The following is a 12,008-nucleotide window of genomic DNA, read 5'->3' on the forward strand; positions in this document are numbered from 1 at the left end:
GTCTCCGGTTGAGGCTGTGATCAGCTCTTCTGAACCTTGGCGGCGCGGCCTTCTAAGAAATCACGCACACGCTGCTTGGCTTCGGGGGCCGCTTGTGCAATCGCCGACATCATGGATTCGGTGATGAAGCCTTGGTCCGCAGGTTGCTCCGCAATGCGTGGCAACACATTCATCAAGGCGTAGTTGGTGAGTGGGGCATTGCTGCCAATGCGTTGTGCCAACTCGAAGGCTTTGTCAAACGATGTGCCAGTGGGTACCAGGTATTGCGCAAAACCAGCACGCTCGCCGTCCACCGCGTTGTAGACGCGGCCGGTCATCATCATGTCTGTCATACGCGCGACGCCAATCAAACGAGGGATACGCACGGCACCGCCACCGCCCACGAAAATACCGCGTGTGCCTTCGGGCAGTGCGTAAAAGGTGCTTTCATCTGCTACGCGGATGTGGCATGCGCTGGCTAGTTCTAAACCACCGCCCACCACTGCGCCATGCAAGGCAGCGACGACAGGCACGGGGCCGTATTGCAAACGCTCCAAGGCGTAGTGCCATGAACGTGAGTGGTGCATGCCTTGGCCGGCATCGCGTTCTTTCAAATCGCTCAAGTCCAAGCCCGCGCAGAAATGGTCACCATCGCCTGCGATGACAGCGGCTTTCGCGTTCTCGGGCAGGTTCTCAAAAATATGACGCAGAGAGGCAATCAAGGCATCGTTGAGAGCGTTGCGCTTTGCTGGGCGTGTCAAACGGATGACCGCGATGTCGCCGCGCATTTCAAAGTGGATGTCTGAGTTTTGATTCATGGTCGGGTTTGCTCGTGGTTGCTTTTGATCTGGAAATGAATTATGGTTATGTCTAATAACTAAATAATTGGGACTTACCCTAAACTTGTTGGAAAATAAAACCACTCTGGAGATTGACCATGGACTACAAAAATCTGATTGCCATTGACATCCACACCCACGCCGAGGTGAGCTGTCGTAACCCCTTTGACAACTACGGCGAAGAGTACGACCGCGCAGCCGATAAATACTTTGGCTCCAGCCATCGCCCCACGATTGACGAAACCGTGGCGTACTACCGGGAGCACAAAATGGGCTTGGTCATGTTCACGGTGGACAGCGAATCCCAGACAGGGCGTCGTCGCATCTCGAACGAAGAGATCGCAGATGCTGCCAAAAAGAACAGCGACATGATGGTGGCCTTCGCCAGCATTGATCCGCACAAGGGCAAGATGGGCGCACGCGAAGCTGAGCGCTTGATCAAAGAAGACGGCATCAAAGGTTTCAAATTTCACCCGACGGTGCAGGGCTACCACCCTTACGACAAGATGGCATGGCCCATCTATGAGGTGATCAACGAATACAAATTGCCTGCCATCTTCCACACAGGCCACAGCGGCATTGGCAGCGGCATGCGTTGCGGTGGCGGCCTGCGTTTGGCCTACAGCAACCCCATGCACTTGGATGATGTGGCGATTGATTGGCCTGACATGCAAATCGTCATGGCGCACCCCAGCTTCCCTTGGCAAGACGAGGCCTTGAGCGTGGCCACGCACAAGCCCAATGTGTGGATTGACCTCTCAGGCTGGAGCCCCAAGTACTTTCCGAAGCAACTCATCCAATACGCCAACACCTTGTTGAAAGACCGCGTGTTGTTTGGCAGTGACTACCCGCTGATCACGCCTGAGCGCTGGATGAAAGACTTTGAAGTCGCAGGCTTCAAACCTGAAGTGATGCCTGGCATCTTGAAAGACAACGCGGTGCGTTTGTTGGGCCTCGACAAAGCCTAAGTGTTTTTACAAATTAAAAGCCGTGGCTGCGATGCAGTCACGGCTTTTTTGTTGCGTTCCAAGAGTCTCTTTTATTCGTTCATGTGCACGCGTTTGGCAAGTTGATATGCCAGCAAAGACGCACAGGTTGCCACGACGGCACACAGCCAATAGTGCGTGACTTGTCCGCTCGGTTCGTTCTGTAGCAGCATGCCGCCGACCCAGGCTGCTACCCCCATGGAGAACGATTGAACCGCACCGTTGAGTGACATGAACGTGCCACGGAATTTAGGATTGGCTGCCGAGGTGAGCAAGGCCATGCCTGGAATCATGCGTGCGTTCATGGCGAAGAACAAAGTGCTGGTGACCAGCAACACCACATACAGCGGCACAGGCTCGATCAACGTGATGGCAAACATCGGAATGATTGAGAACAGCACCGCGCGTTGAAACGTTTCACGCTTGCCCAAGCGGTCTGTGACGCCGCCCACCCAGCGACCGCTGAACAGGGTGACCACACCGCCACAAAAGTACAGCCACGGAATCTCGTGGGGGGCCATCACCTGGTTGTTTTGCAAATACAGCGTGATGTACGGAATGATGGTGAAGGCGGCAAACATCATGGTGGCTGATAACAGCAAGGCCATGCGTTGGTTGGGCTCGCTCAGCACTTGGCCCATGGCGTGCAGCACATGTTTGTCTTTGGCGTGGGCCACATGGGCATCTAACTTGGGCACGCTGTAGTTGGCCAACACGCCCACAGCGATGCACATCACACCAATTCCAAAGAAGGCGGTGTGCCAACCCCAGAGGTTGGCAAACAGCAAACCGGCAGGCACGCCAGCCACGGTGGCCACAGAGAACGACGTCATCACAATGCCGGTGGCGCGACCACGGCGTTCGAACGGCACCACGTCGCCAATGATGGTTTGCGTCATGGTGGACAGCACGCCTCCAAAAAAGCCAGAGGCAATGCGTGCGGCCATCAGCCAGCCATAGGTGGGTGCAATGCCGCAGGCCACGGTGGTGAGGGCGAACAACACATAGAGCGTGAGCAACAAACGCTTGCGGTCAAAGCGGTCAATGAAAGTGGTGGCAAACAAGCCAGACAGGCCCGCCGCCACGGTGTAGGCCGAGACCAACAAACCAAACTCCGCGAAGCTGATTGCAAACAAGCTGGTCAGCTGTGGGCCGAGCGGCATCATGATCATGAAGTCCACGATGTGTGTGAACTGAATGCCGGCGAGCGACAAAAGAAGCAGAAGTTCTCTGCGTGCAGTGAGTTGGGTGTGCATTGAAATGTCAGGTATCGCGGGGAGGGCAGAAGGTGCCCTTTGATGCCGCTGTGTCAGTCAAGCTTTGGTGGCTTGGCGGACTTTGGCTTTGGCGAGTGCAGCCTCAATGATCGCACGTTTGCGATCGACCTCGGGTGCGTGCTCGGTCCCTTTGGTGTGTGCGGGCAGGTCGGCAAGTTTTTTCACAGCTTTGGCTTGCAAGCGCTCGTCATGTTCTACTGCCTCACGCTTCAAACGGGCAAGGCGTGTGTCGTAGCGCTGACGCGCGAGGTTAGCCAGTTCTTGCGGCCATGAGGCCCAACCGCTGAGGTTGATGTCGATGGGTTCGAGTGAGATGCAGTCCACAGGGCAAGCAGGAATGCAGAGCTCGCAGCCCGTGCAATAACTTTCCACCACGGTGTGCATGCGCTTGTTGGCGCCGATGATTGCATCGGTTGGGCATACCGCAATGCACAGCGTGCAGCCAATGCACCACGCCTCGTCAATGATGGCGATGGTGCGCGGGCCTTCTAAGCCGTTTTCTGGGTTCAGGGGTAGGGCAGGCTTGCCTGTGAGGGCTGCCAGCCGTTCAACGCCTTCTGTACCGCCTGGTGGGCACTGGTTGATGTCAGCCTCGCCTTGGGTGATGGCCTCGGCGTATTGCTGACAGTCAGGGTAGCCACAACGCGTGCATTGCGTTTGTGGCAGGGCGTTGTTGAGCTGTTCGACCAGACTCACTTTTGTGCGGCAGCAGCTTTTTTAGCGGCAGGCTTTGCAGCGGCTTTGACTGGCGCAGCTTTTTTCGCAACGGGTGCGGCTGTCTTGGCAACAACTTTAGCTTTGGGCTTAACTGCAACCGCCTTTGCCGCGCCTTGGCCTTTGTTGTGTTCCAAGATGAAGCTCTTGACGTGTGGGTACACCACATCGCGCCAACGGCGGCCACTGAAGATGCCGTAGTGGCCTGCGCCTTTGGCTTCGAGGTGGTGGTGTTCTTGGCGCACGATGCCGCTGCACAGCTTGTGCGCGGCTTCGGTTTGGCCTGAGCCAGAGATGTCGTCCAACTCGCCTTCCACAGTCAACAACGCTGTGGTGCGAATGTCTTGTGGGCGCACCAACTCGAGCTTGCCTTGTGGGTTTTTGATTTCCCACGTACCGAGCACCAGCTTGAAGTCTTGGAACACGGTGTTGATGGTTTCCAAGTAATAGTCGGCATCCATGTCGAGCACGGCGTTGTACTCGTCATAAAAATCACGGTGTGACTCGACGCTGGAGTTGTCACCTTTGATCAAGTCCTTGAAGTAGTCGTAATGGCTCTTCAAGTGACGATCGGGATTCATGGCCACGAAGCCCGTGTGCTGCAAGAAGCCTGGGTAGACGCGACGACCGGCGCCTGGGAAGTTGTCGGGCACGCGGTAAATCACGTTGTTCTCGAACCAGCTGTGGCTCTTGTTCATCGCCAAGTTGTTCACCGCTGTGGGCGACTTGGTGGCGTCAATCGGGCCGCCCATCATGGTCATGGTGATGGGGGTCTTCTCGCCACGGCTGGCCATGAGAGACACAGCAGCCAGCACAGGAACGGTTGGCTGGCACACGCTCATGATGTGACAGTTGCCGTATTTGCTTTGCAAATCACGGACGAACTCTTGCACATAGTTCACGTAGTCGTCGAGGTGGAATTCACCATCGCTCAGTGGGACCAAGCGTGCATTCTTCCAGTCGGTGATGTAGACCTTGTGGTCTTTGAGCATGGTTTTGACGGTGTCGCGCAGCAAGGTGGCGTAGTGGCCAGACAAGGGGGCCACGATCAGCACCACAGGTTGTGCTTTGAGTTTGGTCAGTGTGGCGGCGTCGTCGGTGAAGCGCTTGAAGCGGCGCAGCTCACAAAACGGTTTGTCCATTTCGATGCGTTCGTGAATGGCAACCTCTGTGCCTTCGACTTCGACAGATTTGATGCCGAATTGTGGCTTTTCGTAGTCTTTTCCTAAGCGGTAGAGCAAGTCATAACCGGCGGATACGCGCTGAGCCATTGGGTTTTGTGCAATGGGGGAGTTGGTTTGGCCGTAAAGTTTGGAGGCGGCTTGCGCAAAGTCTGCGAACGGCTCCATCAGGCTACGTTGCGTCTCGAAGATTTGGTAAAGCATGGTGTTGTCTCAAAAATGTTGCAGTGCAATATAGCGCACTTACTTGGTTGAAAATGGAGTTTGTCCTCCAATTGACATAAAGCAGGCACCGACGAAGGCTACTGATGAATTCATACATAAATATTACACGCATGCCGGTTGTGTTTGTCGGCCACGGCAGCCCTATGAATGTGATCGAGGACAGCCCTTATCGCCGCGCATGGCAAGACTTGGGTGTCCAGTTTGGCGTGCGTTGGCCCAAGCCCAAACTGATTTTGTGCGTCTCTGCGCACTGGATCACGCAAGGCTGGTGGTTGACGGGTATGGCACAACCGAAAACCATTCACGACTTTGGTGGTTTTCCGCAAGAGCTGTTTGACCAGCAATACCCCGCACCCGGTGCGCCTGAGTGGGCTGCACACACAGCGCAGCAGTTGCGTCAGCCAAACAATGGTCAACCCGTGGGCGTGGATATGACCGCCTGGGGTTTAGACCACGGCGCGTGGGGGGTGCTCAAGCCCATGTTTCCTGCTGCAGATATTCCTGTGGTGCAGCTGAGCATTGATTACCATCGCCCAGCCGCTGAACACTTTGCGTTGGGTCAGCAGTTGCGTGCCTTGCGCGAGCAGGGCGTGTTGATCCTGGCGAGCGGCAACACCGTGCACAACCTGCGCACCATGAACCGCTCAGCCGCTGACAACCAAGCCTACGATTGGGCGATTAAGTTTGACCAATGGGTGGCTCAGCAAATTACATCGGGCCATCTTGAAGCTTTGGTGGACTTTCAAGCCCAAGGCGAAGCTGCAAAGATGTCGCACCCCAGCTACGACCACTTCTTGCCATTGCTCTATGCCGCGGGGGCAGCAGAGGCGGGTGAGCCGGTTGAGTTTTTTAACGAGGGGTATCAGCTGGCATCGATTGCGATGCGTTCTGTCATTTGGGGCTGAATTGAGTCCAATTGAATCTCGGCCGCGCAATGTTGAGGTTCGCAGCACCATGAAAAAAGGGCCTCACGGCCCTTTTTCTTTGTTGCACGTGATGCGTGCAAACGGTGTGCAGTTACATCACTTTCGCGATGGCTTGGCACACGTAGTCGATGTTCTTGCTGTTCAACGCAGCCACGCACATACGGCCTGTGTCGGTGCCGTACACGCCAAACTCAGAGCGCAAGCGCACCATTTGGTCCTTGCTCAAACCTGAGTAGCTGAACATGCCGATTTGGGTGGTGATGAAACTCATGTCTTGCTTCACACCAGCCGCTTTGAGGCCGTCGACCAAGGTTTGGCGCATGGCTTTGATGCGCACGCGCATTTCGCCCAACTCCTTTTCCCACAAAGCGCGCAGCTCTGGGTTGTTCAACACCGCAGCCACCACAGCACCGCCGTGGATAGGTGGGTTGGAGTAGTTGGTGCGAATCACGATTTTGAGTTGTGACAACACGCGGCTGCACTCTTCTTTGTCAGCGCACAAAACGCTCAACGCACCCACGCGCTCGCCGTACAAGCTGAAGCTCTTAGAGAACGAGGTGGATACAAAGAAGTTCAGGCCAGCAGCCACAAACTTTTGAATCACAGCGCCGTCTTCGGCAATGCCGTGGCCAAAGCCTTGGTAGGCCATGTCCAAGAAGGCGGTCAGGTTTTTGGCCTTGACAACTGCCACCACTTGGTCCCATTGGGCCGCAGTGATGTCGTAGCCGGTTGGGTTGTGGCAGCAAGCGTGCAACACCACGACGGTGCCAGCAGCGGCAGCGTTCAACGAAGCCAACATGCCTTCAAAGTTCACGCCGCGTTTTTCAGCGTCGTAATAAGCGTAGGTGTCGACCTTAAAACCAGCGTTGGTGAACAACGCGCGGTGGTTTTCCCAGCTGGGGTCAGAGATCAACACAGTGGCGTTGGGGCTCAGGCGCTTCAAGAAGTCAGCGCCGATTTTCAAGCCGCCTGTGCCGCCAATGCCTTGCACCGTGGCCACGCGGCCAGACGTGACGGGCTCGGAGTCAGCACCGAAGACCAAGCCTTTGACAGCGGCGTCATACGCCACGATGCCGTCGATGGGCAAGTAGCCGCGGGCAGTGGGCGTGGCCATCATGGTTTTTTCAGCGGCTTGCACGCATTGCAACAGGGGCAGTTTGCCGTTGTCGTCGAAGTACACACCCACGCCGAGGTTGACCTTGTTGGGGTTGGTGTCGGCGTTGTATTGCTCGTTGAGACCCAAGATGGGGTCGCGGGGTGCCATTTCGACAGCGGTAAACATTGACATCGTCAGTCCTTGATCACGGATAAAGAGGGGAGGTTAGGTAAACAGTCGCAGTCTGCGGTAGGCTTGCGTGTTCGGCCCCAATTTTAAGGGTCAACCCGTATGGTTTTTCAAATCATGCGTTTTTTTCGAGCCATACCGTTTGCACCACCATGTCTGACACCGCAGAAACACTTCCTGACGCATCGCCAGCCGCCACAGAAGCGCCAGAACAGCCAAAGGGCACGATGGTCAGCTACCCAGGCTCGCCGTTTGAGCTGTTTCAGCCTTACCCGCCTGCGGGTGACCAGCCCACGGCCATTGCCCAGCTGGTGGAAGGGGTGAATGACGGCGAGGTGTTTCAAACCCTGCTGGGCGTGACGGGCTCGGGCAAAACCTTCACCATGGCCAATGTGATTGCTCAGCTAGGCAGGCCAGCCATCATCTTTGCGCCCAACAAAACCTTAGCCGCGCAGCTGTACAGCGAGTTCCGTGAGTTTTTCCCCAACAACGCGGTGGAGTATTTCGTCAGCTACTACGACTACTACCAGCCCGAGGCCTATGTGCCGCAACGCGATTTGTTCATCGAAAAAGACAGTGCCATCAACGAACACATCGAGCAAATGCGCTTGAGTTGCACCAAGAGCATCTTGGAGCGCCGCGATGTGATCGTGGTGGCCACGGTGTCGGCCATCTACGGTATTGGTGAGCCCGAGAGCTACCACCAGATGATCATGACGCTGCGTGCCGGCGACAAAGTGGGCCAGCGCGACGCCATTGCCCAGCTGGTGCGCATGCAGTACGAGCGCAACGACCAAGATTTTTCACGCGGTAAGTTCCGCGTGCGTGGCGACACGATTGATGTGTTCCCCGCAGAACACTCTGAGCTGGCGATTCGCATTGAACTGTTCGATGACGAAATCGAAAGCCTGCAACTGTTTGACCCACTCACAGGCCGTATTCGCCAAAAAATTCCGCGCTTCACCATTTACCCGTCCAGCCACTACGTCACACCTCGTGACCGCGTGTTGGCTGCGGTAGAAACCATCAAGGTGGAGTTGGCTGACCGCTTGAAAGAACTGGTGGGCATGAACAAACTTGTCGAAGCGCAGCGCTTAGAGCAACGCACACGCTTTGACCTTGAGATGCTCAGCGAAGTCGGCCACTGCAAAGGCATTGAGAACTACACCCGCCATTTGTCGGGTGCACCTCCTGGTGCGCCACCCAGCACCTTGACCGATTACATGCCCAAAGACTCGGTGATGTTTTTGGACGAAAGCCACGTCATGATTGGCCAGCTGGGTGGCATGTACAACGGTGACCGTGCGCGCAAGACCACGCTGGTGGAATACGGCTTCCGTTTGCCCAGCGCCTTGGATAACCGCCCCTTGAAGCTAGAAGAGTTTGAAAAGCGCATGCGCCAAGTTGTGTTTGTGTCGGCCACGCCCGCCGACTACGAAAAGACCCATGCCAGCAAAGTGGTGGAGCAGTTGGTGCGGCCCACGGGCTTGGTCGACCCCTTGGTGGAAGTGCGCCCAGCCACACACCAAGTGGACGACGTGCTGCAAGAAATTCGCATCCGTGTGGATCTAAATGAGCGCGTGCTGATCACCACACTCACCAAGCGCATGGCTGAGCAGCTGACCGATTACCTGACCGACAACGGTGTGAAAGTGCGCTACATCCACAGCGATGTGGACACGGTGGAGCGCGTGGAAATCTTGCGCGATTTGCGCTTGGGCACCTTTGACGTGCTGGTGGGTATCAACTTGCTGCGCGAGGGCATCGACTTGCCCGAGGTGTCGCTGGTGGCCATTCTGGATGCCGACAAAGAAGGCTTTTTGCGTTCTGAGCGCAGCTTGATTCAAACCATTGGCCGTGCGGCGCGTAACCTGAGTGGCAAAGCCATTTTGTATGCCGACCGCATGACCGAGTCGATGAAGAAAGCGATTGGCGAAACCGAGCGTCGCCGCACCAAGCAAATCGCGCACAACCTCGAGATGGGTATCACGCCACGCGGTGTGGTCAAGGGCATTCGCGATTTGATTGATGGCGTTTACAGCGAGAAGGCGGGCAAAGAGGCACAAGAGCGCGAGATCCAACGCGCCGCTTTCGAAGACATGAGCGAACGCGATGTAGCCAAGGAAATCAAACGCTTAGAGAAGCTGATGATGGAACACGCCCGCAACCTAGAGTTTGAAAACGCCGCCCGCGTGCGTGACCAACTTGCTACTCTGCGTGAGCAAGCTTTTGGCGGAGCGGGGCACGACAACGTGGCGGTGCTGGCGCAAAAAGCCTGACAGCCAACCCTTCGTTCTTGTCATCGACAAGTAGGGTTATTGGCCGAGTACCCGAGCAAATCCGTGGGGATTAAGCTATACTTGACCTAATTAGTCGACAAAGCCCAACCATCAAGGAGCTTGCCATGCGTCTCACCACCAAAGGCCGTTTTGCGGTCACTGCCATGATCGATTTGGCCCTGCGTCAAAACACAGGCCCCGTCACCTTGGCGGCCATCAGCCAGCGCCAACAAATCTCGTTGTCTTACCTCGAGCAGCTGTTCGGTAAATTGCGCCGCCACGACTTGGTGGAATCCACCCGTGGCCCAGGTGGCGGTTATTCGCTGGGGCGCAAGGCTGCCGACATCACCGTGGCCGACATTATCTTGTCGGTGGACGAGCCCATCGACGCTACCCACTGCGGCGGCAAAGAAAACTGTTTGGGCGAAACCGGCCGCTGCATGACGCATGAGCTGTGGGCATCGCTCAACCAACGCATGGTTGAGTTTTTAGACTCGGTCAATCTACAAAAGCTGGTGGACGAACAAATCGCCAAAGGCGTGGAAATTGAAAACAAGCCCACGTTGAAGCGCGCTATTCAGCCCATGCCTGTGGTCAAACCTATTCGCGTCAATGCACCCAACTCGGTGTTTGCTTTAGGCAACGCCTTCGCGAAGCCTCTTTAATTTTTACGGACCCATCATGGACATGACACCCCATTTCCCCATTTACCTCGACTACGGCGCGACCAACCCGTGTGACCCACGCGTTGTGGACGCCATGATTCCTTGGTTGCGCGAGCACTTTGGCAATCCCGCTTCTCGCAGCCACGCATGGGGCTGGGAAGCAGAAGCCGCCGTTGAGAAAGCCCGTGAAGATGTCGCCTCACTCATCGGCGCTGATCCACGTGAAATCGTGTGGACTTCGGGCGCGACAGAGTCAAACAACCTCGCCATCAAAGGCGCAGCACATTTCTACAAGTCCAAGGGCAAGCACCTCATCACCGTGAAGACCGAGCACAAAGCCGTGCTCGACACCATGCGTGAGTTGGAGCGTCAAGGCTTTGAAGTGACCTACCTCGACGTGCAAGAAGACGGCATGCTCAGCATGGATGCGCTCAAAGCAGCCATTCGCCCTGACACCATTTTGATCAGCGTGATGTTCGTGAACAACGAAATCGGTGTGATCCAAGACATCGCTGGCATTGGCGCGATGTGCCGCGAAAAAGGCATCATCTTCCACGTGGATGCTGCACAAGCCACCGGTAAAGTTGAGATCGATTTGGCGACATTGCCTGTCGACTTGATGAGCTTGGCCTCTCACAAAACCTATGGCCCCAAAGGCATTGGCGCTTTGTATGTGCGTCGCAAACCTCGCGTGCGCCTCGAAGCGCAAATGCACGGCGGTGGCCACGAGCGCGGCATGCGCAGCGGCACATTGCCAACCCACCAGTGCGTGGGTATGGGCGAAGCGTTTCGCATTGCCAAAGAAGACATGGCCAAAGACTTGGCCAAAGCCAAAGCTTTGCAAAAGCGTTTGCTGGATGGCTTCAAAGATATGGAGCAAGTCTTCATCAACGGCAACATGGAGCACCGTGTGCCACACAACTTGAACATCAGTTTCAACTACGTGGAAGGCGAGTCGCTCATCATGGGCATCAAGGGCTTGGCAGTGTCGTCTGGCTCCGCCTGTACATCCGCCAGCTTGGAGCCTAGCTATGTGTTGCGCGCCTTGGGCCGCAGCGATGAGTTGGCACACAGCAGCTTGCGCATGACGATTGGTCGTTTCAGCACCGAAGAAGAAATCGACTACGCGATTGAAACCATTCGCCTCAACGTGGCCAAGCTGCGTGAACTGAGCCCCTTGTGGGACATGTACAAAGAAGGCATCGACATCAGCACCATCCAATGGGCTGCTCACTAATTTAGGAGATTCACCATGGCTTATTCTGAAAAAGTGGTTGACCACTACGAAAACCCCCGCAACGTGGGCTCATTTGATAAGGGCGACGATTCTGTGGGCACTGGCATGGTGGGCGCGCCCGCTTGCGGCGACGTGATGAAGTTGCAAATCAAGGTCAACCCTGTGACGGGCGTGATTGAAGATGCACGTTTCAAAACCTACGGTTGTGGCTCTGCCATCGCTTCTTCTTCACTCGTGACCGAGTGGGTCAAGGGTAAAACTTTGGACGAAGCAGCGGCTTTGAAAAACAGCGAAATCGCTGAAGAGCTGGCGCTGCCACCTGTGAAAATTCACTGCTCCATCTTGGCTGAAGACGCCATCAAGGCGGCTGTGGATGATTACAAAAAGAAACACGCTACTGCCTAACCCAAGAAGA

The 12,008-nt window shown here is 55.9% G+C and carries 11 protein-coding genes; 6 read left to right on the forward strand and 5 right to left on the reverse strand.

What is annotated here, in order from left to right:
- Nucleotides 1-20 precede the first annotated feature (20 nt).
- Nucleotides 21-797 carry a crotonase/enoyl-CoA hydratase family protein gene (locus C5F52_RS20550; RefSeq protein ID WP_104800230.1) on the reverse strand — a complete coding sequence of 259 codons (777 nt, stop codon included), beginning with the start codon at nt 795-797 and terminating at the stop codon, nt 21-23.
- A gap of 119 nt (nt 798-916) precedes the next feature.
- Here C5F52_RS20550 and C5F52_RS20555 point away from each other — a divergent pair, with 119 nt between their 5' ends.
- Nucleotides 917-1,786 carry an amidohydrolase family protein gene (locus C5F52_RS20555; protein WP_104800231.1) on the forward strand — a complete coding sequence of 290 codons (870 nt, stop codon included), beginning with the start codon at nt 917-919 and terminating at the stop codon, nt 1,784-1,786.
- 71 nt (nt 1,787-1,857) lie between these two features.
- Here the strand turns inward: C5F52_RS20555 and C5F52_RS20560 are convergent, their stop codons facing one another.
- The 3 genes from C5F52_RS20560 to C5F52_RS20570 are packed head-to-tail and all read right to left on the reverse strand — an operon-like array spanning nt 1,858 to nt 5,180.
- Nucleotides 1,858-3,060 (reverse strand): MFS transporter, encoded by a 1,203-nt coding sequence (locus C5F52_RS20560; protein WP_104800232.1) that lies wholly within the window; start codon nt 3,058-3,060, stop codon nt 1,858-1,860.
- A 57-nt stretch (nt 3,061-3,117) separates the two neighbouring features.
- Entirely contained in the window at nt 3,118-3,777 is a 660-nt protein-coding gene (rsxB, locus tag C5F52_RS20565) for an electron transport complex subunit RsxB (RefSeq protein ID WP_104800233.1), read from the reverse strand.
- Complete coding sequence (locus C5F52_RS20570) at nt 3,774-5,180, reverse strand: polyhydroxyalkanoate depolymerase (protein ID WP_104800234.1); 1,407 nt, start codon at nt 5,178-5,180, stop codon at nt 3,774-3,776. Before C5F52_RS20570 ends, rsxB begins: the two co-directional genes overlap by 4 nt.
- Before the next feature lie 104 nt (nt 5,181-5,284).
- Here C5F52_RS20570 and ygiD point away from each other — a divergent pair, with 104 nt between their 5' ends.
- The gene (ygiD, locus tag C5F52_RS20575; protein WP_104800235.1) at nt 5,285-6,106 is read left to right on the forward strand and encodes a 4,5-DOPA dioxygenase extradiol; all 822 of its coding nucleotides are present in this window, start codon (nt 5,285-5,287) and stop codon (nt 6,104-6,106) included.
- A 112-nt stretch (nt 6,107-6,218) separates the two neighbouring features.
- On the opposite strand, the gene C5F52_RS20580 is transcribed toward ygiD, so the two are convergent.
- Nucleotides 6,219-7,415: an amino acid aminotransferase gene (locus C5F52_RS20580; RefSeq protein ID WP_104800236.1), complete on the reverse strand. Its 1,197-nt coding sequence runs from the start codon at nt 7,413-7,415 to the stop codon at nt 6,219-6,221.
- Nucleotides 7,416-7,639: 224 nt separating this feature from the next.
- Here C5F52_RS20580 and uvrB point away from each other — a divergent pair, with 224 nt between their 5' ends.
- From uvrB to iscU, 4 genes are all read left to right on the forward strand, one after another.
- The gene (uvrB, locus tag C5F52_RS20585; protein ID WP_104800374.1) at nt 7,640-9,691 is read left to right on the forward strand and encodes an excinuclease ABC subunit UvrB; all 2,052 of its coding nucleotides are present in this window, start codon (nt 7,640-7,642) and stop codon (nt 9,689-9,691) included.
- 125 nt (nt 9,692-9,816) lie between these two features.
- Entirely contained in the window at nt 9,817-10,356 is a 540-nt protein-coding gene (gene iscR, locus C5F52_RS20590) for a Fe-S cluster assembly transcriptional regulator IscR (protein ID WP_104800237.1), read from the forward strand.
- A 16-nt stretch (nt 10,357-10,372) separates the two neighbouring features.
- Entirely contained in the window at nt 10,373-11,593 is a 1,221-nt protein-coding gene (locus tag C5F52_RS20595) for an IscS subfamily cysteine desulfurase (protein ID WP_104800238.1), read from the forward strand.
- Nucleotides 11,594-11,608: 15 nt separating this feature from the next.
- Nucleotides 11,609-11,998 (forward strand): Fe-S cluster assembly scaffold IscU, encoded by a 390-nt coding sequence (gene iscU, locus C5F52_RS20600; protein WP_104800239.1) that lies wholly within the window; start codon nt 11,609-11,611, stop codon nt 11,996-11,998.
- The last annotated feature ends 10 nt before the right edge of the window (nt 11,999-12,008 follow it).

Source organism: Limnohabitans sp. TS-CS-82 (genome assembly GCF_002943475.1).

What these genes read in the sequence shown, in the direction of transcription:
- uvrB (WP_104800374.1), top strand. Translation starts at nt 7,640, where the DNA reads ATGGTCAGCTACCCAGGCTCGCCGTTTGAGCTGTTTCAGCCTTACCCG.
- iscU (WP_104800239.1), top strand. Translation starts at nt 11,609, where the DNA reads ATGGCTTATTCTGAAAAAGTGGTTGACCACTACGAAAACCCCCGCAAC.
- C5F52_RS20595 (WP_104800238.1), top strand. Translation starts at nt 10,373, where the DNA reads ATGGACATGACACCCCATTTCCCCATTTACCTCGACTACGGCGCGACC.
- C5F52_RS20555 (WP_104800231.1), top strand. Translation starts at nt 917, where the DNA reads ATGGACTACAAAAATCTGATTGCCATTGACATCCACACCCACGCCGAG.
- C5F52_RS20550 (WP_104800230.1), bottom strand. Translation starts at nt 797, where the DNA reads ATGAATCAAAACTCAGACATCCACTTTGAAATGCGCGGCGACATCGCG.
- ygiD (WP_104800235.1), top strand. Translation starts at nt 5,285, where the DNA reads ATGAATTCATACATAAATATTACACGCATGCCGGTTGTGTTTGTCGGC.
- C5F52_RS20580 (WP_104800236.1), bottom strand. Translation starts at nt 7,415, where the DNA reads ATGTCAATGTTTACCGCTGTCGAAATGGCACCCCGCGACCCCATCTTG.
- C5F52_RS20570 (WP_104800234.1), bottom strand. Translation starts at nt 5,180, where the DNA reads ATGCTTTACCAAATCTTCGAGACGCAACGTAGCCTGATGGAGCCGTTC.
- C5F52_RS20560 (WP_104800232.1), bottom strand. Translation starts at nt 3,060, where the DNA reads ATGCACACCCAACTCACTGCACGCAGAGAACTTCTGCTTCTTTTGTCG.
- iscR (WP_104800237.1), top strand. Translation starts at nt 9,817, where the DNA reads ATGCGTCTCACCACCAAAGGCCGTTTTGCGGTCACTGCCATGATCGAT.